14 protein-coding genes are annotated in these 24,720 nt (G+C 69.4%); all 14 read left to right on the top strand.

Annotated elements, in window-relative coordinates; translation table 11 throughout:
- The first annotated feature begins 246 nt into the window (after positions 1-246).
- A complete protein-coding gene (purL, locus tag QRO93_RS14740) occupies positions 247-4,131 on the top strand; it encodes a phosphoribosylformylglycinamidine synthase (protein WP_180878771.1) in 3,885 nt (1,294 codons plus the stop codon).
- A 441-nt stretch (positions 4,132-4,572) separates the two neighbouring features.
- On the top strand, positions 4,573-11,754 hold the full coding sequence (locus QRO93_RS14735; RefSeq protein WP_285304271.1) for an ESPR-type extended signal peptide-containing protein: 7,182 nt from the start codon (positions 4,573-4,575) through the stop codon (positions 11,752-11,754).
- Between the two features lie 158 nt (positions 11,755-11,912).
- Positions 11,913-13,766 (top strand): S8 family peptidase, encoded by a 1,854-nt coding sequence (locus tag QRO93_RS14730; protein WP_180878813.1) that lies wholly within the window; start codon positions 11,913-11,915, stop codon positions 13,764-13,766.
- Positions 13,767-13,902: 136 nt separating this feature from the next.
- Positions 13,903-15,624 (top strand): type II secretion system ATPase GspE, encoded by a 1,722-nt coding sequence (gspE, locus tag QRO93_RS14725; RefSeq protein WP_053448752.1) that lies wholly within the window; start codon positions 13,903-13,905, stop codon positions 15,622-15,624.
- A 24-nt stretch (positions 15,625-15,648) separates the two neighbouring features.
- Positions 15,649-16,869, top strand: coding sequence for a type II secretion system protein XpsF (locus tag QRO93_RS14720; protein WP_180878769.1), 1,221 nt, complete (start codon positions 15,649-15,651; stop codon positions 16,867-16,869).
- A gap of 49 nt (positions 16,870-16,918) precedes the next feature.
- Positions 16,919-17,362: a type II secretion system major pseudopilin GspG gene (gene gspG, locus QRO93_RS14715; RefSeq protein WP_053448754.1), complete on the top strand. Its 444-nt coding sequence runs from the start codon at positions 16,919-16,921 to the stop codon at positions 17,360-17,362.
- A gap of 6 nt (positions 17,363-17,368) precedes the next feature.
- Positions 17,369-17,863 carry a type II secretion system protein XpsH gene (locus tag QRO93_RS14710; RefSeq protein ID WP_053448755.1) on the top strand — a complete coding sequence of 165 codons (495 nt, stop codon included), beginning with the start codon at positions 17,369-17,371 and terminating at the stop codon, positions 17,861-17,863.
- Complete coding sequence (locus QRO93_RS14705) at positions 17,860-18,279, top strand: type II secretion system protein XpsI (protein WP_164087848.1); 420 nt, start codon at positions 17,860-17,862, stop codon at positions 18,277-18,279. The genes QRO93_RS14710 and QRO93_RS14705 overlap by 4 nt, the downstream gene beginning before the upstream one ends.
- Positions 18,276-18,908, top strand: a complete 633-nt coding sequence (locus QRO93_RS14700) for a type II secretion system protein J (protein WP_049456875.1) — start codon at positions 18,276-18,278, stop codon at positions 18,906-18,908. Before QRO93_RS14705 ends, QRO93_RS14700 begins: the two co-directional genes overlap by 4 nt.
- Complete coding sequence (locus QRO93_RS14695; protein WP_053448757.1) at positions 18,905-19,768, top strand: general secretion pathway protein GspK; 864 nt, start codon at positions 18,905-18,907, stop codon at positions 19,766-19,768. The genes QRO93_RS14700 and QRO93_RS14695 overlap by 4 nt, the downstream gene beginning before the upstream one ends.
- Positions 19,765-20,910 carry a PilN domain-containing protein gene (locus tag QRO93_RS14690; RefSeq protein ID WP_053448758.1) on the top strand — a complete coding sequence of 382 codons (1,146 nt, stop codon included), beginning with the start codon at positions 19,765-19,767 and terminating at the stop codon, positions 20,908-20,910. Before QRO93_RS14695 ends, QRO93_RS14690 begins: the two co-directional genes overlap by 4 nt.
- Entirely contained in the window at positions 20,885-21,598 is a 714-nt protein-coding gene (gene gspM / locus QRO93_RS14685; RefSeq protein ID WP_180878768.1) for a type II secretion system protein GspM, read from the top strand. Before QRO93_RS14690 ends, gspM begins: the two co-directional genes overlap by 26 nt.
- Positions 21,588-22,373: a general secretion pathway protein GspN gene (locus QRO93_RS14680; protein WP_180878767.1), complete on the top strand. Its 786-nt coding sequence runs from the start codon at positions 21,588-21,590 to the stop codon at positions 22,371-22,373. The genes gspM and QRO93_RS14680 overlap by 11 nt, the downstream gene beginning before the upstream one ends.
- A 9-nt stretch (positions 22,374-22,382) precedes the next feature.
- A complete protein-coding gene (gspD, locus tag QRO93_RS14675) occupies positions 22,383-24,587 on the top strand; it encodes a type II secretion system secretin GspD (protein ID WP_180878766.1) in 2,205 nt (734 codons plus the stop codon).
- Positions 24,588-24,720: the final 133 nt, after the last annotated feature.

The following is a 24,720-nucleotide window of genomic DNA, read 5'->3' as shown; positions in this document are numbered from 1 at the left end:
GCCAGCGGCTGGGCCGGTCTGGGGGTTTACGGCGTCCCCCGCCACCGGACCCACCCCGCCATCCCACGGGAACCCAGCTTTTGCTTTGGCAGTTGCTGTTGCCGTTGCTGTTGCCGTTGCTGTTGCTGTTGCCGTTGCCGTTGCCGTTGCCCTGGCTTCGGCGGGTGCCGGGCGCCGCCCGGCCAGAGCCCTTCCCCCGCTTCCGGTACAATGTCGGGCCCGTTTCCCAACTACGGTTCCCCGGACATGATGGTCCTCGAGGGCGCGCCCGCCCTGTCGCCGTTCCGCCGCGAACGTCTTGAATCCCGCCTGCAGTCCATCGCTCCCTCCCTGCGCATCAGCGGTGCCTGGCACGTCTACTTCGTGCAGCCCGAAGGCAGCGCCGTCCCCGACCTGACCACCCTGTGCCGCATCCTCGAAGCTGCGCCGCAGGCCGAGGCCGTGGCCGACGGCGCGGTCAGCCGCATCGTGGTGCCGCGCCTGGGCACGCTGTCGCCGTGGTCGAGCAAGGCCACCGAACTGGTCCGCGGTGCGGGCCAGCCGGTCAGTCGGGTCGAGCGTGGCCTGCGTATCGACGTGCTGGGCTGGCCGGCCGATGCCGCCGCCCAGCAGGCGCTGGTCAAGGCGCTGCACGACCCGATGACGCAGTCGGTGCTGGAGACCGTGGCAGAGGGCCAGGCGCTGTTCTCGGCACCGGCCCGCGGTGAACTGGAACGCGTGCCGGTGGACCAGCTGGAGGCCGCCAACCAGCGCCTGGGCCTGGCCATGGCCCAGGACGAGATCGACTACCTGCGCGAACGCTTCACCGCGCTGGGTCGCTCGCCGTCGGACGTCGAACTGATGATGTTCGCGCAGGCCAATTCCGAGCACTGCCGCCACAAGATCTTCAACGCCAGCTGGACCATCGACGGCCAGGAACAGGACCGCTCGCTGTTCCGGATGATCAAGAACACCCACCAGCAGACCCCGCAGCACACGCTCAGCGCGTACAGCGACAATGCGGCGGTGATCGAAGGCCACCCGGCCTCGCGCTACCGCCCGGATCCGGCCAGCGGCGAATACCGGCGCGAGCCGCAGGTGCCCAGCGCGTTCCAGATCAAGGTGGAAACGCACAACCATCCGACCGCGATCGCGCCGTTCCCGGGCGCATCGACCGGTAACGGTGGCGAGATCCGCGACGAAGGCGCGACCGGCCGCGGCGGCAAGCCGAAGGCCGGCCTGTCCGGTTTCTCGGTCTCGCACCTGCGCATTCCCGAGCTGCCGCAGCCGTGGGAAGCGCCGCGCGCGCTGAACCCGCGCATGGCACCTGCGCTGGAAATCATGACCGACGGCCCGCTCGGCGGCGCCGCGTTCAACAACGAATTCGGCCGCCCGAACCTGCTCGGCTACTTCCGCAGCTTCGAGCTGCCCGAAGGTGCTGACCTGGTGCGCGCCTACGACAAGCCGATCATGCTGGCCGGTGGCCTCGGTGCCATCGACCGCATCCAGGTCGAGAAGATCCCGCTGCAGGCCGGTGATGCGGTCATCGTGCTGGGTGGCCCGGCGATGCTGATCGGCCTGGGCGGCGGCGCCGCCAGTTCGGTGGCCTCCGGCGAAAGCGCCGAGGACCTGGACTTCGCCAGCGTGCAGCGCGACAACCCGGAAATGGAGCGCCGCTGCCAGGAGGTCATCGACCGCTGCGTGGCGATGGGCGCCAACAACCCGATCAAGTTCTTCCACGACGTCGGCGCCGGTGGCCTGTCCAATGCCATTCCCGAACTGCTGCACGACTCCAAGGTCGGCGGCGTCATCGACCTGGGCAAGGTGCCCACCGATGATCCGTCGCTGTCGCCGATGCAGCTGTGGTGCAACGAGTCGCAGGAGCGCTACGTGCTGGGTGTCGCGCAGGAGCGCCTGGCCGAATTCGCCGCGCTGTGCGCGCGCGAGCGCTGCCCGTTCGCTGTGGTCGGCGTAGCCACCGCCGAGGAACACCTGGTGGTGGCCTACGGTGCGGTGCCGGGCCACACCCCGGCCGATGCGCCGATCGACCTGCCGATGGACGTGCTGTTCGGCAAGCCGCCGAAGATGCACCGCGACACCGCGCACCCGCCGGCGCCGCGCTGGCCGGCGCTGAAGACCGGTGGCCTGGACCTGCACGAGGCCGGCCTGCGCGTGCTGGCGCACCCGACCGTGGCCTCGAAGAACTTCCTGGTCACCATCGGTGACCGCAGCGTCGGCGGCCTGACCGCCCGCGAACAGATGGTTGGCCCGTGGCAGCTGCCGGTGGCCGACGTGGCGATCACCCTGGCCGACTTCGATGGCGTGTCCGGCGAAGCGATGTCGATCGGTGAGCGCACCCCGCTGGCCCTGCTCGATGCGGCCGCTTCGGCGCGCATGGCGGTGGGCGAAGCACTGACCAACCTGTGCGCGGCGCCGGTCGACGCACTGGATGAGATCAAGCTGTCGGCGAACTGGATGGCCGCCGCCGGCCACCCGGGCGAGGACGCGCTGCTGTACGACGCGGTGAAGGCGGTGGGCATGGAGCTGTGCCCGCAGCTGGACATCAGCATTCCGGTGGGCAAGGACTCGCTGTCGATGCAGGCGCAGTGGCACGACCAGGGCGAAGCACACAAGAGCGTGTCGCCGGTGTCGCTGGTGATCTCGGCGTTCGCGCCGGTCGCCGAAGTGCGCCAGCAGCTGACCCCGCTGCTCGACCGCGAGGTGGAGAGCGAGCTGTGGCTGATCGGCCTCGGTGCCGGCAAGCAGCGCCTGGGCGGTTCGATCCTGGCCCAGGTGCATGCCGAGCAGGGTAATCTGCCGGCCTTCGCCGGTGCCGCCCCGGACCTGGACGACCCACAGCGCCTGCGTGGCTTCTTCGAACTGATCCGCGATGCGCGCCAGTCCGGCCTGCTGCTGGCCTACCACGACCGCAGCGACGGTGGTGCCTTCGCCGCACTGTGCGAAATGGCCTTCACCTCGCGCCTGGGCCTGGACATCACCCTCGATGCCTGGGGCGATGATCCGTTCCGCAGCCTGTTCAATGAAGAACTGGGCGCAGTGGTGCAGATCGCGCGCGAGGACCGCGCCGCGTTCGCCGATCTGGTCGAGCGCCACGCACTGACCGAGTGCGCGCAGCGCATCGCCAAGCCGACCACCGCGCCGGTGGTGCGCGTGTCGCTGGGCGGCGAGAACCTGGCCGAATGGCGTTGGGACGCGCTGTTCGACGCCTGGTGGTCGGTCACCCACGCGATGCAGAAGCGCCGCGACAACCCGGCCAACGCCGATGCCGAGCGTGAAGTCGCCCGCACCTTCAACGCGCCGGGCCTGAAGCCCAAGCTCAGCTTCGACCTCAACGAAGATGTCGCCGCGCCGTTCATCAGTACCGGTGCGCGTCCGCGCGTGGCGGTGCTGCGCGAGCAGGGCGTCAACGGCCAGATTGAAATGGCCAACGCCTTCGAACGTGCCGGCTTCCGCGCCTTTGACGTCCATATGAGCGACCTGATCGAAGGCCGCGTGGCGCTGCAGGACTTCACCGGCCTGGTCGCCTGCGGCGGCTTCAGCTATGGCGACGTGCTCGGTGCCGGCCGTGGCTGGGCGACCTCGATCCTGGAGCGCAGCGCGCTGCGTGATGCGTTCGCCGCGTTCTTCGCCCGCGAAGACAGCTTCGCGCTGGGCGTGTGCAACGGCTGCCAGATGATGAGCCAGCTGAAGAACATCATCCCCGGTGCCGAACACTGGCCGCAGTTCCGCCGCAATGCCAGCGAGCAGTTCGAAGCCCGCACCGCGCTGCTGGAGGTGGTGGAGTCGCCGTCGATCCTGTTGCGCGGCATGGCCGGTTCGCGCCTGCAGGTGGCGGTGGCGCATGGCGAAGGCCAGGCGGTGTTCGACAACGCCGTCGACCAGGCCGCGGCCCGTGTCTCGCTGCGCTACATCGATGGCCACGGCAACGTTGCCAGCCAGTACCCGCTGAACCCGAACGGCTCGCCGGACGGCATCACCGGCCTGACCAGCAGCGATGGCCGCGTCACCATCATGATGCCGCACCCGGAGCGCACCCCGCGCGCGCTCAACCTGAGCTGGGCGCCGGCCGAATGGCAGGGTGATTCGCCGTGGATGCGCATGTTCCGCAACGCGCGGGTGTGGTGCGGCTGACGGCGCAACCGTCGCGCACGCCACAATGCGATGAGGTACGGAAAACCCGGCAGGCGACTGTCGGGTTTTTCTTTGGATGGGCAGAAATACCTGCCGCAACCATCAGTTACATGCGTTTACAGGGCGCCGGTGGTTCGTCACCCAGACCTAACAAAATCGCTTGATAAACAGGTGAAATAGTGAACTGCTTCACGGCAATAGGATTTGCCGTGTCAAAGTCTTGACGATCTGGAAAGTTGCCGTTAACACTTGAACCCCGTTACAGAATCATTCATTTCGCAGTAACCGGTTGGCGCACGCGCTCGGTTTTCTGTCGCTGCGCGCCGTTCGGCAATACCCCGCAGTAAATCACGCGAATAAACGCCCCCAGGGGACGTTGGGCCGGAAAGCCCAGCGGTGGCGTTGCTTTGCCCAAAACCAGTCCAATCAGGAGCCGTACCGATGAATCGGATTTATCGCAAGGTCTGGAACAAAGCATTGGGTCAGTGGGTGGTGGCTTCGGAACTGGCCTCCTCCGACAGCAGCAGCGGTGGGGTCGTCGACCAGCGCCGCGATGCGACACGAGCCACGCCCGCATTGCTGGCAGTGGCGCTGGGCCTGGTATTGGGATTGGGCATGAGCGGCACCGCTGCGGCACAGTCGGTGCAGATCGGCGGCAGCGCCACCTGCGTCGCTTTCAGCGGCAAGCTGCTGGAAAAGTGCCTGATCGAGGGCTCGGCCACGGCCAAGGGCAGCAACGCCGTTGCGATTGGCAGCAACAGCAACGCCAGTGCCGCCAACAGCGTGGCGCTGGGCGCCGGTTCCAAGGCCACGCGGGCCAACACCGTGTCCGTCGGTGATGCCGGCAAGGAACGGCAGATTACCAACGTCGCGGCGGGCGCCCAGGCGACCGATGCGGTGAACAAGGCGCAGCTCGATGCGCAGGCACGGGCGACGCAGGCCGCGATTGCCGACGTGGCCGCAGACGGCAGCCGCTATTTCAAGGCCGACGGCGCAGGCGATGACAGCGACGCGGCGAAGATCGACGGGCAGGGCGCATTGGCGGCCGGTGCCGGTGCGCAGTCGCTGGCCAATGCCACCACTGCCATCGGTACCCAGGCCATCGCCGCCGGCATCGGCGCCAGCGCGTTCGGCCAGGGCGCATTGGCCATTGGCGATGCCAGCGTCGTGGTCGGGCAGAGTGCTGCGGCCTTCGGCCTGGGCGACACCGCCGTGGGTGCCAGTGCCTATGCGGCCAGCGAGAACGGCGCGGCCACCGCGCTCGGCGCGTTGTCTGAAGCCACCGCTGATGGTGCCACCGCTGTGGGTGGCGGTGCCGTCGCGATGGGCCCGGGCAGCACCGCGCTGGGCCGTGGTGCGACCGCCGCCAACGAAGCGTCGATTGCGGTCGGCGCGTTCAGCACCGCCGTGGGTGAATACAGCACCGCGCTGGGCTCCAATTCGGCGGCGGTGGCGACCGGCAGCGTGGCGCTGGGCGCCGGTTCGCTGGCCGACCGTGTCGATACGGTGTCCGTCGGCGCCGCCGAGTATGGCCTGACCCGGCAGATCACCAGCGTGGCTGCCGGTACTGAAGACACCGATGCCGTCAACGTGGGCCAGCTGAAAGACGTGGCCGCCGTGGCCGATGCCACCGCCAAGCGCTTCCAGGCCAACGGCAGCAGCAACAGCGATGCCGGTGCGCTGGCCGAGGGTGATGAGGCGCTGGCTGCAGGCGAAGCGGCCAACGCGATCGGCAAGGGCGCCACCGCCGTGGGTGCCGGTGCCACCGCCGTCGCGCAGAACGCCACCGCCGTCGGCAACAACGCACTGGCCTCGGGCCAGAACAGCGCGGCGTTCGGCAACAATGCGCAGGCCAACGGCCCGGGCAGCGTCGCCGTTGGCGGTGCTGCGGTCGATGCCGATGGCAATCCGCTGATCACCAGTGGCGGTGTGCCGGTGGAAACCGGCGCCACCAGTGCCGGTGTCGGTGGCACCGCCGTGGGCGCCAGTGCCGATGCCGGTGGTTTCGCCGCGTCGGCCTATGGCGTGGGCGCGTATGCCGCCGGTGCGCAGTCGTCCGCGTTCGGCGCGGTCGCCAATGCCATCGGTGACTACTCCACCGCGCTGGGCACGCAGAGCAACGCCACCGGTACCAGCAGCGTGGCCATCGGTGGCCCGGCCGACCTGATTCCCGGCCTGGGCTTCTTCGTGCAGACCCAGGCCAGTGGCGAAGCCGCAACCGCGGTCGGTGCCGGCGCAATCGCCAGCGGCGACCGCGCGGTGGCCAACGGCAGCCTGACCGAAGCCTCCGGCGCCGAAGCGACTGCGGTCGGCTACTTCGCCTACGCACCCGGCGAGAACGCCAGCGCGCTCGGTGCGCAGACCTGGGCCAGCGGCGCGCAGAGCACGGCGGTGGGCTACTACGCCACCGCGCGGGGCGCCAACAGTGTTGCACTCGGCGCGAACTCCGAAGCGGTGCGCGCCAACAGCGTGGCGGTGGGCAGTGCCGGCAACGAACGGCAGATCACCAGCGTTGCCGCCGGCAGCGAAGCCACCGATGCGGTGAACAAGGCACAGCTGGACGCGGTGGCCAGCACCGCTGACAGCACCGCGCGTTTCTTCCAGGCACAGCCGGAAGCGGGCAGCGATGCCGGCGCACTGGCCGAAGGTGAAGGCGCGGTTGCCGCCGGTTCGTCGAGCAATGCGATCGGTGCCGGTGCGGTTGCACAGGGCGCTGCCGCCTCGGCGATCGGTGATGACAGCGTGGCGGTCGGCCGCAACAGCAACGCCACCGGCAAGGGCGGCGTGGCGATCGGTGGCCTCGGCCAGGCCTACGACGAGTACAACCAGCCGATCATCGGTGCCGACGGCACGGCGCAGCAGGTGGGTACCACCGCCGTTGCCGACGGTACGGCGGTCGGCAGCGGTGCACAGGCCACCGGAGCCGCCAGCAACGCCTTCGGAAGTGCCGCCAGGGCCAGCGGTGACAACAGCTTCGCCGCGGGCGGCAAGTCGCGCGCCACCGGCAGCTATGCAGTCGCGGTCGGCGACAGCGCATTCGCCAGCAGCGATGACAGCACCGCTGTCGGCGGCTACAGCTGGGCAACCGCCAGCGGCGCCAGCGCCTTCGGCTCCGGCGCGTGGGCCACCGCCACCAATGCATCGGCCTTCGGCAACGCGGCCTGGGCCAGCGGCAGCGGTGCAACCTCCATCGGTTACAACAGCTGGGCCAACGGCGCCAGTTCCACTGCGGTGGGGCGCGGCGCCTTCGGCTATGGCGACAACAGCGTGGCGCTGGGCTTCCAGGCGCTGGGCAACAGCCTCAACAGCATCGCCATCGGCACCAACACGGTGGCTGGCGGTGAAAGCGCGATCGCGCTCGGCGCCGGCAGCAATGCCAGCGCCGGCAATGCCGTCGCGCTGGGCGCCGGTTCAGTGGCCAACCGTGCCCGCACGGTGTCGGTCGGCAGCGCCGGCAACGAACGCCAGGTCGCCAACGTGGCTGCTGGCACGCAGGCCACCGATGCAGTGAACAAGGCGCAGCTGGATGCGGTGGCGAGCACCGCCAGCACCACCAGCCGCTTCTTCCAGGCCAGCGGCAACGGCGACGATGTGGCCGGTGCGTTGGTGGAGGGGGACAACGCGCTGGCAGCGGGCGACGCGGCCAACGCCATCGGCAATGGCGCCACCGCGCTGGGCAGCGGTGCCAATGCGCTGGCCAACAATGCGCAGGCGATTGGCTTCAACGCATTGGCGACCGCGGCCAACGCCAGCGCGGTGGGTGCCAACGCACAGGCCACCGGCGAGTACGCCACCGCGCACGGTGCGGAAAGCGAGGCCAGCGGCGAGCAGAGCGCCGCTTTCGGTGCCGCCAGCATCGCCAGCGGCGCCGGCAGCACGGCCAACGGTGTGCTGTCCGAAGCGTCCGGCGAAGAAGCCGTGGCCGTGGGCTACTTCAGCAATGCCAGTGGCGATGCGGCGACCGCCGTGGGCAGCGAAAGCGTGGCCAGCGGTACCGCATCGGCGGCATTCGGCATCGGCGCCGAGGCCACCGGTGGCTATAGCACCGCCATCGGTGGCTACGCGCAGGCTTCGGCCTTCAATGCCACCGCATTCGGCAACTTCGCCAATGCCTCCGGTTCCAACAGCGTGGCAGTGGGTGGCGATTCGGAAGCGTCCGGTGCTTACAGCACCGCCACCGGCCAGGGCAGCCTTGCCACCGGCACCAACAGCGTTGCCGTCGGTGGCTCGTTGTTCGGTGTGCTGGCCACCGAGGCCTCGGGCAACTACTCCACCGCCGTGGGTGGCGGCGCCTGGTCGGGTGGCATCAACAGCACCGCGCTGGGCAACGCCGCCGAATCGCGCGGCGCCAACAGCGTGGCGCTGGGTGCGGACTCGATTGCAGACCGTGACAACACCGTTTCGGTGGGCGGGGGGGGCAACACCCGCCAGATCACCAACGTAGCCGACGGTACGCAGGGCAACGACGCGGTCAACAAGAACCAGCTCGATGCGGTTGCCGCTGCTGCGGAAAAAACCAGCAGGCAGTTCCAGGCCAGCGGCAATGCCGATGGCGAAACCGGCGCACTGGTCGAGGGCGACAACGCACTGGCGGCCGGTGATGCGGCCAATGCCATCGGCAACGGTGCCACCGCACTCGGCAGCGGTGCCAATGCGCTGGCTGCCAATGCCACGGCCGTCGGTATCGATGCGCTGGCCACCGGCAACAACGCAGCGGCGCTGGGCAGTACCGCGCAGGCCACCGGTGAAGACAGCCTGGCCCTGGGCAGTGGCGCCAGCGCCAGCGAGCTGGGTGCCAGCGCCACCGGCGCACGTGCCCAGGCCAGTGGTGCCTACAGCACCGCAACCGGCACCGAGTCCAACGCCAGCGGCACGCAGGCACTGGCCAGTGGCTTCCGCAGCGCCGCGTCCGCTGATGGCACCACCGCTGTCGGCGGCTATGCCGAAGCCAGCGGCCGCCTCGGTACCGCGCTCGGCTATGGATCGGCGGCCAGCGGTGCCAACACCACGGCGGTCGGCTTCGGCGCGGCCGCGGCCGGTACCGGCGCGGTGGCCGTGGGCCAGTCCAGCGAGGCCAGTGGCGAGGAGAGCGTCGCCATTGGCGGCAGTACCTTCTTCGGCCTGATCCCGTCGCGTGCCAGCGGTACTGGCGCTGCGGCATTCGGCGCAGGTGCGTGGGCCACCGAAGACTACGCCACCGCCATCGGCTGGAATTCGTGGGCCGCGGGCAGCAGCGCCACCGCACTGGGTGCCAATGCCACCGCCAACGGCAGCAACAGCGTCGCTCTCGGTGCGGGCTCCAAGGCGGACCGCGACAACACCGTTGCCGTCGGCAAGGCCGGTGGCGAACGCCAGGTGACCCATGTTGCCGCCGGCACCGAAGCCACCGACGCGGTGAACAAGGGCCAGCTGGATGCAGTGGCCACGGTTGCCGACAAGACCAGCCGCCAGTTCCAGGCCAGTGGCAATGCCGATGGCGAGGCCGGCGCGCTGGTCGACGGTGACAACGCCCTGGCCGCCGGCAATGCAGCCAACGCCATCGGCAACGGCGCTACCGCGCTGGGCAGCGGTGCCAACGCGATGGCCGCCAATGCCACCGCAGTCGGCTTCGATGCACTGGCTGCCGGCAACAACGCCGCAGCGCTGGGCAATGCTGCACAGGCCAGTGGTGTGGACAGCGTGGCGGTGGGCAGTGGTGCCAGCGCCAGCGAACTCGGCGCCAGTGCCAGCGGTGCCGGTGCCCAGGCCAAGGGCGCCTACAGCACCGCCAGCGGTGCGCAGGCCACGGCCAGTGGCACGCAGTCGCAGGCCAGCGGCTTCCGCGCCAATGCGTCGGCCGATGGCGCCTCGGCACTGGGCAGCTATGCCGAAGCCAGCGGTCGTCTCGGTACGGCGGTCGGCTACGGCAGCAAGGCCACTGGTGCGAACGCCACTGCGGTGGGTGTCAGTGCCAACGCCACGGCGGCCGGCAGCATCGCACTGGGTGCCGGCTCGGTGGCCGATCGTGCCAACACCGTGTCGGTCGGCAGTGTCAGCACCGACCGCCAGATCACCCGGGTCGCTGCGGGTACCGAGCGTACCGATGCGGTCAACCGCGGCCAGCTCGATGCAGTGGCGGCGACCGCCGACGGCACCGCGCGCTACCTCAAGGCCACCGGCAGTGGTACCGCCAGTGCCAGCGGCAGCGATGCCACGGCCATCGGTTCGGCGGCCAGTGCCAGCGGCGCACGCAGCAACGCCGTGGGCGCCAACGCGATGGCGATCGGCAATGGCGCGCTGGCACTGGGTAACAGCGCCGGTGCATCCGGTGCCAACTCGGTGGCGCTGGGCGCAGGGTCACGTGCACTTGATGCCAACGTGGTCTCGGTCGGCGGCGGCAATGGCACCGATGGCCCGGCGACGCGCCGCATCGTCAACGTGGCTGATGGCCGCATCGGTGCAGGCAGCACCGACGCAATCACCGGCTCGCAGCTCAACGTCACCAACCAGCGTGTCGGTGCGGTGGAGACCCGCGTGGGCGATTTCGATTCGCGCATCGCCACGGTCGAAACCACCGCAGCCAGCGCGGTCAGCTACGACGATGCCAGCCGTGACCGCCTGACCCTGTCCGGCTTCCAGGGCACCACCATCGACAACGTCGGCGCGGGCAGCATCGCTGCCGGCAGCCGCCAGGCCATCAATGGTGGCCAGCTGTTCCAGTCGCTCAGCGACGCCGCCAGCTTCCTCGGTGGCGGTGCCAGCGTGGGCATGCAGGGGGTGTTCGTGGCGCCGAACTACGTGATCCAGGGCGCCACCTACAGCAATGTCGGCGATGCACTGGGCGCGCTGGATCGCAAGGTCAGCGAAATCGACCGTCGTACCGCCGGTGGCACGCGCGCCGGGACCGCCAGCCTGCGCGCGATGAGTGCGCCGCTGGAGGACGGTGCGCAGGCCAGTGTCGCCGATGCACGGGTGACGGCGGACGCAGCACCGGCCAGCACCGCGCGTGTGCAGGGCGCGCCGACCGCGGCTGCGGCGGGTGCCGGCATTCCGGTGGGCACCCCGGCGAGCGGCTTCAATGCGGTTGCCATGGGAGACGGCGCCGTTGCCAGTGGCGCCTCGTCCACCGCCATCGGCCAGGGGGCCAATGCCAGCGCAGCGAACGCGGTGGCGCTGGGCCAGGGCTCGGTCGCCGACCGCGCCAACACGGTGTCGGTGGGCAGCGAAGGCAACGAGCGCCAGGTGACCAACGTGGCGGCCGGTACCACGGCCACCGACGCGGTCAACAAGGGCCAGCTCGACCGTGGCATGGCCACCGCCAACAGCTACACCGACAGCCGCGTCCAGGCCGTCGCCGACAGCTTCGATGTGTTCAAGGGCGAGATCGATGGGCGCCTGCGTCACATGGACCGCCGCATCGACCGTCAGGGCGCGATGAGCGCCGCGATGCTCAACATGGCCACCAGTGCCGCCGGTATCCGCACCCAGAACCGGGTCGGTGTCGGCATCGGCTTCCAGGGTGGCGAATCGGCATTGTCGCTGGGTTACCAGCGTGCGATCAGCGATCGCGCCACGGTCACCTTCGGCGGTGCTTTCAGCAGCGATGACAGCTCGGTCGGCGTCGGTGCCGGCTTCGGCTGGTAAGCCCGTCCATTGCGCCGGCGGCCACCCACGCCGGCGCAGCACCTGCAGTGAGGGCCTGGGGGGAGGTCACGGCAATCCCGGCTGGGCCGGCCGGGAGTCGTCAAGGAATGATGGCCGCAGTGTTGGTTCGATCCATGACCCAGAAGAGGAATTTCGACGTGATCAAGAAGCAGAACCTTCGCATCAATGTGCTTGCCGCCGCCGTGCTGTCGATGACGGCCGTCGGTGCCGTCCACGCCGCCGGGTTGCCGACCCGTGAGCCGGTGCGCCAGGCCAGCACCGCCCAACCGGGGGCCGAGCGCATCATCGTCAAGTACCGGGCCGGGGCTGCCGCCGCCAGCGACCGCTCGGCCAAGCTGTCCACCGTGCAGTCGGCGCTGACCCGTGCCAGCCTGTCCGGCGGCACCTCCCGCGCCAGCACGCTCGGCCCGCAGGTAGTGCGCAGGCTCGCCACCGGCGCGGACCTGATCCGCGTACAGGGCCGCCTGGCCCCGGCCGAACTGCAGCGCGTGCTGAAGGAACTGCAGGCCGACCCGTCGGTGCAGTACGCCGAAGCGGACGTGAAGCTGCGCCGTACCGAGCTGCGTGCCGGCGACGTGCAGCCGGCACTGGTGCCCAACGATCCCTTCTACCAGCAGAACCAGTGGCACCTGCACAACGCGGTCGGCGGCATCAACGCACCGGCGGCGTGGGACGTTTCGCAGGGCGAGGGCATCGTGGTGGCGGTGATCGACACCGGCATCCTGCCGCAGCATCCGGACCTGGTCGGCAACCTGCTGGAAGGCTACGACTTCATCAGCGACGCGGAGACCTCGCGCCGCCCGACCAATGATCGCGTACCCGGTGCGCAGGACTATGGCGACTGGGTCGAAAACGATAACGAGTGTTACGACGGCTCGCTGGCCGAGGACAGTTCTTGGCACGGCACGCACGTCGCCGGCACCGTGGCCGAGCAGACCAACAACGGGGTCGGCATGGCCGGTGTCGCCTTCAAGGCCAAGGTGCTTCCGGTGCGCGTGCTGGGCAAGTGTGGCGGTTACCTGTCCGACATCGCCGACGCCGTGGTGTGGGCATCCGGCGGCACCGTATCGGGCATCCCGGCCAACACCAACCCGGCCGAGATCATCAACATGAGCCTGGGCGGCAGCGGCGCCTGCGGCAGCACCTATCAGGACGCGATCAACGGCGCCATCTCGCGCGGTACCACGGTGGTGGTGGCCGCCGGCAACGAGACCGACAACGCATCCAAGTACCGGCCGGCCAGCTGCGAAGGCGTGGTGACCGTGGGCGCGACCCGCATCACCGGCGGCATCACCTATTACTCGAACTACGGCACCCGCGTGGACCTGTCCGGTCCGGGTGGCGGCGGCAGTGTCGACGGCAACCCGGGGGGCTACATCTGGCAGACCGGTTCCAATGCAGCGACCACGCCGGAGTCGGGCACGCCGGGCTACATGGGGATGGGCGGTACCTCGATGGCCTCGCCGCATGTGGCAGCCGTTGCCGCACTGGTGCAGAGCGCGCTGATCGCCAAGGGCAAGGATCCGCTGACCCCGGCCGCGATGCGCACCCTGCTGAAGGAAACCGCGCGTCCGTTCCCGGTCGCCATTCCGGCAGCGACCCCGATCGGTACCGGCATCCTTGACGCCAAGGCTGCGCTGGCCAAGGCACTGGAAGAACCGTGCACCGAAAACTGCGGGCCGGTGGCGACGCCTTTGACCAACAAGGCGGCGGTCGGTGGCCTGAACGGCGCTGCCGCCAGCAGCAGGCTGTACAGCTTCGAGGCCGTGGCCGGCAAGCAGCTCAGCGTCATCACCTACGGCGGTACCGGCAACGTCTCGGTCTACCTGGCGCAGGGCCGCGAGCCGAGTGCCACCGACAACGATGCGCGTTCGACCCGCCCGGGCACCTCGGAAACGGTGCGGGTGACGGCACCGACCGCCGGCACCTATTACATCAAGGTGGTAGGCGAGGCGGCGTACAACGGCGTGAGCATCCTTGCCACGCAGTAAACACCTGCCGACGTAGTTGAATGGCCGAGGCCCGTCATCCTGTGTGACGGGCTTCGTCTTTTTACGAAAGGTGGCCGAGGGGCGGCGGAAATCACGGCTTAACTGCTAAAGTCGGAGCGATTGACAGGAGAGTCACGTGAACGCGCTCGCCGCAACCGTTACCGACGACGCCGAAGGCCGCATCCTGGATGCGCTGCTGGCGCGTGGCCGGCTCAAGGAAGGAGACCTGGCGCGCGCGCGGCCGCTGCATGCCGAAGCCGGCGGCAGCCTGCTCGGCCTGCTGGTGCGGTTGGGGCTGGTTTCCGAGCGCGACCAGGCGCAGGCCAGCGCCGAGGTGCTGGGCCTGCCGCTGCTGGAGGGCAAGCAGGTACCCGAAGCCCCGCCGCAGGCGCTGGCCGACGGCCTGCCGCTGTCGCTGCGTTTCCTGAAGCAGTTCCACGTATGCCCGCTGGAATTGAATGAACAGGGCGTCCGGCTGTGGCTGGCCGACGCCCACGACGCCTACCCGCAGCAGGCCGTGCAGCTGGCGCTGGGGGTTCCGGTGACGCCGGTGCTGGGCATGCGCGCGGAGATCGACGATCTGGTCGAACGCTGGTTCGGCCAGGGCCGCAGTGCGATGGGCGCGATCGTGGAAACCGCCGACGGCGAGGGCGGCGCGGTCGACGACATCGAGCACCTGCGCGATCTTGCCTCGGAAGCGCCGGTGATCCGCCTGGTCAACCTGGTGATCCAGCGTGCGGTGGAACTGCGTGCTTCGGACATCCACGTCGAACCCTTCGAAAGCCGGCTCAAGGTGCGTTACCGCGTCGATGGCGTACTGGTGGAGGGCGAAAGCCCGCCGGCCAACCTGACCGCGGCGGTGATCAGCCGCATCAAGATCATGGCCCGGCTCAACATCGCCGAACGCCGCCTGCCGCAGGACGGCCGCATCATGCTGCGCGTGCAGGGCAAGGAACTGGACCTGCGCGTAAGCACCGTACCGACCGCGCATGGCGAGAGCGTGGTGATGCGCCTGCTCGACCGTGAAACGGTGGTATTCGATTTCCATCGGCTCGGCTTTACCGATGCCTTCCTGCCGCAGTTCCGCAAGGTGCTGGAACAACCGCACGGCATCCTGCTGGTCACCGGCCCGACCGGTTCAGGCAAGACCACCACGCTGTACACCGCGCTCAGCCAGCTCAACACCGCCGACGTCAAGATCATCACCGTCGAAGATCCGGTGGAGTACCAGATCGAGGGCATCAACCAGATCCAGGCCAAGCCGCAGATCGGCCTGGATTTCGCCAACGCCCTGCGCAGCATCGTGCGCCAGGACCCGGACATCATCATGATCGGCGAAATGCGCGATCTGGAAACCGCGCGCATCGCCATCCAGTCGGCGCTGACCGGCCACCTGGTGCTGTCCACCCTGCACACCAACAATGCGGCCGGCGGCATCACCCGCCTGCTCGACATGGGCGTGGAAGACTACCTGCTCACCTCCACCATCAACGGCATCCTGGCCCAGCGCCTGGTGCGCCGGCTGGAGCCGACCCACGCCGAGCGCTACGCAGCCTCGCCGGAAGAGATCGAACGCTTCGAGCTGCGCCGCCTGCAGCCCGAAGGCCCGATCCACCTGTTCCGCCCCAGGCCTTCGGCGCTGGCACCGACCGGTTACCTCGGCCGCACCACCATCATGGAATTCCTGGTGATGAACGATGCGCTGCGGCGGGCGGTGATGCGCCGTGACGGCATGGGCGAGATCGAGCGCATCGCGCGCGAAGCCGGCATGCGCACCATGTACGAAGATGGCCTGTCCAAGGCGCTGAGCGGGCAGACCACCATCGAGGAAGTGCTGCGCGTGACCGAGGAAAGCTGATGCGCGCAGGACGCCGGGGCTGACATGCCGACCTATCGCTACAGGGCACTCAATCCGCACGGCGAGATCTTCGACGGGCAGATGGAAGCGGCCAGCGAGGCCGAACTGGTCGCGCGCCTGCAGGACCAGGGCCACCTGCCGATGGAAACGCAGTTGGCCGATGGTGGCGCGATCGGTGGCAGCAGCTGGCGCAACCTGCTGCGCCAGCGCCCGCTGCAGGGCGCCGCGCTGCTGCAGTTCACCCAGCAGCTGGCGACCCTGCTCGGTGCCGGCCAGCCGCTGGACCGCGCGCTGTCGATCCTGCTGGGGTTGCCCGAGGATGAACGTTCGCGTCGCGCCATCACCGACATCCGCGACGTGGTGCGCGGCGGTGCGCCGCTGTCCACCGCGCTGGAACGCCAGCACGGCCTGTTTTCGCGCCTGTACGTGAACATGGTGCGTGCCGGCGAAGCCGGCGGCAGCCTGCATGAAACCCTGCAACGCCTGGCCGACTACCTGGAACGCAGCCGCGCACTGCAGGGCAAGGTGATCAACGCGCTGGTCTATCCGGCGATCCTGCTGGTGGTGGTAGGTGGCGCGCTGCTGTTCCTGCTTGGTTACGTGGTGCCGCAGTTCGCGCAGATGTACGAAAGCCTGGACGTGGCGCTGCCGTGGTTCACCAACGCGGTGCTGCAACTGGGCTTGTTCGTGCGCGACTGGTGGGTGCTGCTGCTGGTGGTGCCGGCCGTGCTCGCGCTGTTCTTCGAACGCAAGGCCCGGCAACCGGCCTTCCGCTTGGCCTTGGATGGCTGGCTGCTGCAGCGGCGCGGCATCGGCCGCCTGCTGGGTGAACTGGAAACCGCACGGCTTGCGCGCACGCTGGGCACGCTGCTGCGCAATGGCGTGCCGCTGCTGGGTGCGCTGGGCATCGCCCGCAACGTGCTGGGCAACCGTGCGCTGGCCGCCGATGTCGAAGCGGCGGCCGATGAAGTGAAGAATGGTGCCGGCCTGTCGCTGGCGCTGTCACGCGGCAAGCGCTTCCCGCGCCTGGCCCTGCAGATGATCCAGGTCGGCGAGGAATCCGGTGCGCTCGATAGCATGCTGCTGAAGGCCGCCGATACGTTTGAACAGGACAGCGCCCGGCGCATCGACCGGCTGCTGGCGGCGATGGTGCCGGCGATCACCCTGGTGCTGGCCTCGGTGGTCGGTGCGGTGATCGTGGCGGTGCTGGTGCCGCTGTATGACCTGACCAATGCCATCGGTTGACGATGGATCCCTACGCAACCCCGACACTCCGCAACCGAAAGGACCGACCATGATTGCTTCCCGTCGACCGATCCGCCTTTCCTTCACTGCCGCGCGCAACCAGTCGGGCATGAGCCTGCTGGAAATCATCATCGTCATCGTGCTGATCGGCGCGGTGCTGACCCTGGTCGCCAGCCGCGTGCTCGGCGGCGCCGATCGCGGCAAGGCCAACATCGCCAAGGCCCAGGTGCAGACCGTCGCGTCCAAGATCGACAATTACCAGATCGACACCGGCAAGCTGCCGGGATCGCTCAACGACCTGGTGACCGCACCGGCCGGCATCGGCGGCTGGCTGGGGCCGTATGCCAAGCCGGCCGACCTGAACGACCCGTGGGGCCATGCGCTGGAATACCGCGCGCCGGGCGAAGGCCAGCCCTACGAACTGGTCAGCCTTGGCAAGGACGGCAAGGCCGGCGGCAGCAGCGTCGACGCCGACATCCGCTACCAGCCCTGATCCTGCATGACGTATTTCCTGCCGCGCCGGCTGCCACGCCCGCGCCTGCACGGCAGGCGCGCGGCGGGACTGTCGCTGCTGGAAATGCTGCTGGTGATCGCGCTGATCGCGGCCATCGGGCTGATCACCGCCGCCGGGCTGTCGCGGGGTTTTTCAGGCATGCAGCTGCGCAGCGCCGGCAAGGACATCGCCAACCAGCTGCGCATGGTGCGCGCGCAGGCGATCGCCCGCGGCGAGCCGCAGCGCTTCGTCATCGAACCGGCGCGACGTCGCTGGGAAGGCGCCAACCAGCGTGTGGGTGAAGTGCCGCCACAGCTGCAGGTGCAGTTCGAAGGCGCCGCGCAGCTGGCCACGGCGCCGGGGCAGGGCGTGATCGAGTTCCATCCGGATGGCGGTTCCAGCGGCGGCCGCATCCGCCTGCAGCGCGACGCCGCCGAATGGCGCATCGATGTCGGCTGGTTGACCGGCGAAGTCCGTTCCGGCCCCTGGCGCGAACAATGAAGCGCAGCGCACGTGGCTTCACCTTGCTGGAAGTGATCATCGCCTTCGCCCTGCTCGGGTTGGCGCTGACCCTGCTGCTGGGAAGTCTCTCCGGTGGTGCGAAGCAGGTACGCGAGGCCGAGGTGCGTACGCGTGCGGTGCTGCATGCGCAGTCGCTGCTGGCTGAGGCCGGTGTGACCTCGCCGTTGCAGGTCGGCAGCCAGCAGGGTGACTGGGAGCAGGGGCGCTACCACTGGGAGCTGCAGGTGCAGCCGTGGGTGGAGCCGCGAGCCGCCAACCAGGCACAAACGCAGGCACCGGGGATGCCGTGGCTGGCCGAACTGCAGCTGCAGGTGCGCTGGGGCGACAGCGAACGCGAGCAGCTTCGCTGGCGCAGCCTGCGCCTGTTGCCGCCGGACCTGGAGAACGCGCGATGAAGCGCGGCGCCGCAGGCTTCACCCTGGTGGAAGTGATGCTGGCGACGGTGCTGCTGGCCGGGGGCCTGGCGCTGGCGTTCGCCAGCGTGCGCTCGGCGATGGCGGTCAGCCAGCGCGGCGAGCAGATCGCCGCCGAGAGCGAGCGCATGCGTGCGGTGGAAGCGCTGTTGCGGCGGCAGCTGTCCGCGGCGCTGCGTACGCCGCTGGAAGCGCCGGACCCTACCCGCGAGCCGATCTTCTTCCAGGGCGAAGAGCAGCGCATGCTGTTCGCGGCCGATCTGCCGGGCTACCTCGGCCGCGGCGGTGCCTACCTGCACGCGCTGCAGGTGGAAGGCCGCAGCGGCCAGCAGCGCCTGCTGCTGGACCTGGTGCTGCTGCAGGAAGGCGAGCACATCGCCGAAAACCCGCCGCGTCCGCCGGAGGTGCTGGTGGACAACCTGAAGTCGGTGCAGCTGCGCTACCGCGGCATCGATGCCAGCACCGGCCAGGTGACCGACTGGATGCCACGCTGGGACGACACGCGGCGCCTGCCGATGCTGGTGGAGATCCAGATCGTGCCGGCCAAGGGCACGCCCTGGCCGGCGCTGGTGGTGGCGCCGCGCGCCGGTGGCAGCGGAGGTGCGCGATGAACCGGGTGCGGGGCGCGGCGCTGGTGCTGGTGCTGTGGCTGATCGCGCTGATGACGGCGCTGGTGGGGGCGTTCGCACTGAGCGCGCGCGTCGAGCATCTGCAGCAGCAGGTGCTCGATGGCGACGCGCGGGGCCAGGAACGCGCGCGCGCGGGCATGGAATATGCGCTGATGCGCCTGTCCGCCGACCCGCAGCGGGCACCCTGGCGCGCCGACGGCCGCACCTACCGCTGGCAGTTCGATGACGCCAACATCGAGATCACGGTGCTCGACGAGAACGGCAAGATCAATCTGAACCTGGCCGACGTGGCACTGCTGGAGGCGTTCCTGAAGGCGCTGGGCGAGGAAGACGGCAGTGCCCGGCAGCTGGCCGGGGCCATCGTCGACTGGCGTGACGAAGACAGCCTGCTGCAGCCCGGCGGCGGCGCCGAGGCGCCCGACTACGCCGCGGCGGGGCTGCCGTACGGCCCGCGCAACAGACGTTTCGAGACCCTGGGCGAGCTGCAGCGGGTGCTGGGCATGCGCGGTCCGCTGTACCGGGCCATGCTTCCGCACCTGACCCTGTACAGCCGCCAATCGCGGCCGGATCCGCAGTTTGCCAGCGCGCCGGTGCTGACGGCATTGGGCCTGGATGCGGACACCCTGCTGGCCCAGCGCGCCCAGCAGGAGCGTGACGCCGATTCCGCTGCGGGTGCGTCAACGCTTGCCAGCAGCAGTGGCACCTATAGTATCGAGTCCCGTGTCACCGACGGCAGTGGACGCCGCTCAGTGCTGCAGGCAGTGGTACGCAACGGCTCGGGCGGGGTTCCCGGGCGGACCTACACAGTGCTTCGCTGGGAGCAGGGAATGACAGCAAGATGACGGCGTGGCAGGACAGTCTGCGACAGGTGCAGGGCCGGATCGGTCCTGGCGCCGGCCGTTTCCTGCGCTGGTGGCGGCAGTCGTTGCTGGCATGGGTACCGGTTCGTTGGCAGTGGGCGCTGGGTTGGGCGCAGGCACGCCTGCTGCTGCAGCGTGAGGGCGACCAGCTGCAGGTCTGGCGCGAGGCCGGTGAGCGCCGAGAGTCCGTGGCGCGGCTGCCGTGGCCACTGTCGCCGGCCGAGCTGGACCGGGTCCTGGAAGCACGCCTGCGCAGCCTGCCGCGCGTGTGGCTGCTGCCTGCCAGCGATGTGCTGCGTCGCCATCTGCGGTTGCCGGCCGCCGCCGCCGACCGCCTGCGTGCGGTGGTCGGCTTCGAGATCGACCGCCAGACGCCATTCGAATCCAGCCAGGTCAGCTATGACGTGCGCGAGCTCGGAGCGGCAGGCGAGGGCCAGCTGCAGGTCGAACTGGTGGCCTGGCCGCTGCGCCAGCTGGACGCCTGGCGCGGCAGCGTGGGCCCCTGGGCCGATGCGTTGGCCGGTGTAGATGCCATCGACGCGCAGGGCAACACGCTGCAGGTGAACCTGCTGCCGCCCGCGCAGCGCCAGCTGCAGGCCGATCCGATGCGGCGCTGGAACCTGCTGCTGGGTGTGGCTGCCGTGGTGATGCTGGTGCTTGCCGGCCTGCAACTGCTGGACAACCGACGCGCAGCGGCCGACGAACTGCGTGCCCAGGTGGAACGCAGCGCGCGCAGTGCGCGCAGCGTAGCCAGTGAGCGCGCGCAGCTGCAGGCGCTGATCGACGGTGCCGCGTTCCTGGAAAAGCAGCGCAGCCAGCGCGCGGGCACGGTGGACATCTGGACCGAGTTGACCCGGCGCCTGCCGGAGGGCACCTATCTGGAAAAGCTCGCCATCGAGAACAACAACCTGCAGCTGATCGGGCTCAGCCGCGAAGCCTCGCAGCTGGTGCAGCTGCTGCAGGACGCACCGCAGTGGCGCAAGGTCAATCTGACCGGTGTATTGCAGGCCGACGGCGCTGCCAGTGGCCGTGATCGTTTCACCATGACCGCGGAACTGCAGCCGTTGCCGGCGGCTGCCCCGACCCGGGAGGCGGCCGATGCCGATGCCAAGCGCACGCCGTGACCGCTGGCTGGCGCTGGCACTGCTGCTGGCAGTGCTGGGCCTGGCCTATCTGTTGCTGGTGCACCCGTGGTTCACCCAGCCCCTGCGCGAGATCGATGCCGATGTCGCGGCGCTGCGCGAGCGCGAGGCACGCGTGCAGGCGCAGCTGCAGCAGCAGCCGCAGATCGAACAGCGCCTGCGCGCCACCCGCGAAGCGTTGCAGCAGCGCCCCGGTTTCCTGCGCGAAGCCACTGCCGAAGCCGCCGCTGCCGCGCTGGGTGCAAAGCTGCAGGATGCAGTGGCGATGGCCAGCCCGGGCAACCGCAGCTGCACCATCAGCAACCGTACGCCGCTGACCGACAACCGGCGCGATGCCGAGTTCGTGCGTGTCGCCATGCAGGTGCGCCTGCGCTGTGGCGTCGCCGAGCTGGCCACGGTGCTGCACAGCCTGGAGACCGGCAGCCCGCGCCTGTTCGTCGACAACCTCAACCTGATCGCGCAGCGCTTCCAGCAGTCACCGAACGAATCCGGCCTGGGCCTGGATGTGTCATTCGAACTGGCGGGCTACCTGTTGCCGGGTGCGGCGACCGACGCGGCCACGCCGGCCCCGGCGGCCGAACCGGTCGTGCAGCCGCAGCCGTCGCCAGCGGCCGCGGCGCCCGCCCCGGCGGCGCCGGCCGAGGGGCAGGAGGTGGCCGATGAAACTTGAGCAGATCAGCCTGCGCACCGGCTTCCTGCTGGCGTTGGCGGGTTGGGCGGCGGCGATCTGGCTGGCCACCGGCTTCGGCCTTGGCAGCCAGTTGCCCGCAGCCGATGGCGATGCGGATGCAGCGCCCTCGTTGCCGGCACTGCCGGCCCTGGCCGCCGAGCGCATGGCCAGCGCAGACAGCTACAGCGCGATCGGCGAACGCCCGCTGTTCGCCGAAGACCGCAGGCCGCGGCCCTACCTGCTCGGTGGCAGCGAGCCAGCCGCCAGCGCGGCCCTGCGCCTGACCGGCGTGCTGATGACCGGCAATTTCAGCATGGCCACCTTCACCACCGAACAGAACCGCTCGGTGCGGCTGCGCCTCAACGGTGACGCCGTGGATGGCTGGCAGCTGGTGGCGCTGGAACCGCGCAGGGCCACGGTGATCGGCCCCGGTGGCAGCCAGGTGCTGGAGCTGGCCGTGTTCAACGGCCAGGGCGGTGAACCACCCACCGTACTGCGTGGCGCCAACGGTGCGCCGCCGGCCGGTGCGATCGTGGTACCGCCGCCGGCCGGTGCCCCGCCCGCGCCGCCCCCGGCTGCGGCAAGTGCGCAGCCAGCGCCACAGCCGGCCGTCAACGTGCCGCCAGCGGCCGCTACACCGCCTGCCAACAACAACGGCCCCAGCGAAGCGCAGATGCAGGCCATCCGCGAACGCATCCAGGCCCGTCGCCGCCAGCTGCAGCAACAACAGCAGCAACAACCGTCGCCGCCCCCAGGCGATGGCACCAACCGATAGAGTGAATGCATGAGCCTGCGTTTTCTTCCCTGGTCCTTTGCCCTCGCGCTGCTGGTCGGCTGCAGCACCGTGTCCGCGCCGCATGTGCAGCGCAAAGGCAACCTGACATCCACCACCGAGGCCGGACAGGCCGCGGAGGTCGCCGCCGATGCTGCCCGTGATGCCCAGGGGGCCCCGCAGGCGGTGATCCGTCGCGGCACCGGCACCATGATCAACCGCGAAGCGGCACGCGCACCGGCACCGGCACTGCACGGGGCCAGTACCGGCGAGGCGACCTTCAACTTCGAAGGCGAGTCGGTGCATGCGGTGGTCAAGGCCATCCTGGGTGACATGCTGGGCCAGAACTACGTGATCGCACCGGGGGTGCAGGGCACGGTCACGCTGGCCACGCCCAAGCCGGTGTCGTCGGCACAGGCGTTGAACCTGCTGGAAATGGTGCTGGGCTGGAACAATGCGCGCATGGTGTACAGCGGCGGCCGCTACAACATCGTCGCCGCCGACCAGGCGCTGGCCGGAACCGTTGCGCCCAGCACCGCGCCGGCGGCCAGCGCGCGCGGCTTCGAAGTGCGGGTGATCCCGCTGCAGTTCATCTCCGCCAGCGAGATGAAGAAGGTGCTGGAGCCGTATGCGCGGCCCAATGCCATCGTCAACGTCGACAGCGGTCGCAACGTGATCACGCTCGGCGGTACCCGCGCCGAGCTGGAAAACTACATGCGCACCGTCGAGATCTTCGACGTCGACTGGCTGTCGGGCATGTCGGTGGGCGTGTTCCCGATCCAGTCGGGCAAGGCCGAGCAGGTCGCCGCCGACCTGGAGAAGGTGTTCGGCGAGGAAAGCAAGACCCCCAGCGCAGGCATGTTCCGCTTCCTGCCGCTGGAGAATGCCAACGCCGTGCTGGTGATCACCCCGCAGGTGCGCTACCTCGACCAGATCCAGCAGTGGCTGGACCGCATCGACACCGCCGGTGGCAGCGCCCGCCTGTTCTCCTACGAACTGCGCTACATCAAGGCGCGCGACCTGGCCGAACGTCTCGGTGAAGCCTTCGCCAGCAGCGGCAACCGCGGCGGCTCCAGCCCGGCATCGTTGGCACCCGGCGCGATTCCGTCGCAGCTGGGCAGCGACGGCGACCGTGGCATGGACAGCAGCAACGGCAGCAGCAACTTCGGCTCGACCTCCGGCAGCAGCACCGGGGGCAGCAACAACGGCAGCATGAACCTGCCGCAGCGCCAGTCCGGCAATGTCAGCGTCAGCCTGGAAGTGGAAGGCGACCGCGTGGGCGTGTCGGCGGTGGAGGAAACCAACACGCTGCTGGTGCGCTCGACCCCGCAGGCCTGGCGCTCGATCCGCGAAGTGATCGAGAAGCTGGACGTGATGCCACTGCAGGTGCACATCGAAGCGCAGGTGGCCGAGGTCGCGCTGACCGGCGACCTGAAGTACGGCGTCAACTGGTTCTTCGACAATGCGGTGCTCGGGCAGAAACTGACCGGCGCATTGGGCGGCGTGACCCTGCCGGCCGCCGCCGGCGGTTCCTGGAGCAGCTTCGCGGGCGCGGTGACCGGCGCCGATGGCCTGGGCTGGGCGTTCACCGGCCACAACGGCGCGGCGGTGGTGAGCGCGCTGGACAAGGTCACCGATGTGCGCCTGCTGCAGACGCCTTCGGTGTTCGTGCGCAACAACGCCGAGGCCACGCTCAATGTCGGCGACAAGGTGCCGATCAACACCACCACGGTGAACACCGGCGTGGGCACCAGCAGCTATAGCTCGGTGCAGTACATCGATACCGGCGTGATCCTCAAGGTGCGCCCGCGGGTGACCCGTGATGGCACGGTGTTCCTGGACATCGTGCAGGAAGTGAGCAGCGCGTCGGATGTGCCGGAGACCTGCAACCCGACCGAGCGCAACTGCAACCCGCGCATCTCGACCAAGAAGCTGTCCACCGAAGCGGCGGTACAGAGCGGCGACACCATCATGCTGGCCGGCCTGATCACCGATTCGGCCACCGATGGCAGCAGCGGCATCCCGGGCCTGAGCAAGATCCCGGTGGTCGGTGCGTTGTTCGGGCAGAAGACCCGCACCAGCCGTCGTTCGGAGGTGATCGTGCTGCTGACCCCGACCATCGTCCGCAACGGCCAGGAATCGCGCAACCTGACCGACGAGTACAGCCAGCGCTTCCGGGCGATGGAGCCGCTGAACCAGCCGCGCGCGAAGAAGTAAGGGGTTTACGGCCGGGCGGCGCCCGGCACCCGCAGAGGCCAAGGCAACAGCAACAGCAACAGCAACAGCAACAGCAACAGCGGGGCTACTGAGGGATGGCGGGGGGGGGGGGGGGGGGGGGGGGGGGGGGGGG

The sequence above is a fragment of the Stenotrophomonas maltophilia group sp. Smal17 genome, from assembly GCF_030237045.1.
Classification (GTDB): Bacteria; Pseudomonadota; Gammaproteobacteria; order Xanthomonadales; family Xanthomonadaceae; genus Stenotrophomonas; species Stenotrophomonas forensis.
The sequence above is the reverse complement of the archived record's forward strand: the minus strand, read 5'-3'. Positions and strand labels throughout refer to the sequence as shown.

Bases quoted from the DNA above. Each gene is read 5' to 3' on its own strand.
- purL (WP_180878771.1), top strand. From the start codon at position 247: ATGATGGTCCTCGAGGGCGCGCCCGCCCTGTCGCCGTTCCGCCGCGAA.
- QRO93_RS14710 (WP_053448755.1), top strand. From the start codon at position 17,369: ATGACGTATTTCCTGCCGCGCCGGCTGCCACGCCCGCGCCTGCACGGC.
- gspG (WP_053448754.1), top strand. From the start codon at position 16,919: ATGATTGCTTCCCGTCGACCGATCCGCCTTTCCTTCACTGCCGCGCGC.
- QRO93_RS14695 (WP_053448757.1), top strand. From the start codon at position 18,905: ATGAACCGGGTGCGGGGCGCGGCGCTGGTGCTGGTGCTGTGGCTGATC.
- gspM (WP_180878768.1), top strand. From the start codon at position 20,885: ATGCCGATGCCAAGCGCACGCCGTGACCGCTGGCTGGCGCTGGCACTG.
- QRO93_RS14735 (WP_285304271.1), top strand. From the start codon at position 4,573: ATGAATCGGATTTATCGCAAGGTCTGGAACAAAGCATTGGGTCAGTGG.
- QRO93_RS14690 (WP_053448758.1), top strand. From the start codon at position 19,765: ATGACGGCGTGGCAGGACAGTCTGCGACAGGTGCAGGGCCGGATCGGT.
- gspD (WP_180878766.1), top strand. From the start codon at position 22,383: ATGAGCCTGCGTTTTCTTCCCTGGTCCTTTGCCCTCGCGCTGCTGGTC.
- QRO93_RS14720 (WP_180878769.1), top strand. From the start codon at position 15,649: ATGCCGACCTATCGCTACAGGGCACTCAATCCGCACGGCGAGATCTTC.
- QRO93_RS14700 (WP_049456875.1), top strand. From the start codon at position 18,276: ATGAAGCGCGGCGCCGCAGGCTTCACCCTGGTGGAAGTGATGCTGGCG.
- QRO93_RS14680 (WP_180878767.1), top strand. From the start codon at position 21,588: ATGAAACTTGAGCAGATCAGCCTGCGCACCGGCTTCCTGCTGGCGTTG.
- QRO93_RS14705 (WP_164087848.1), top strand. From the start codon at position 17,860: ATGAAGCGCAGCGCACGTGGCTTCACCTTGCTGGAAGTGATCATCGCC.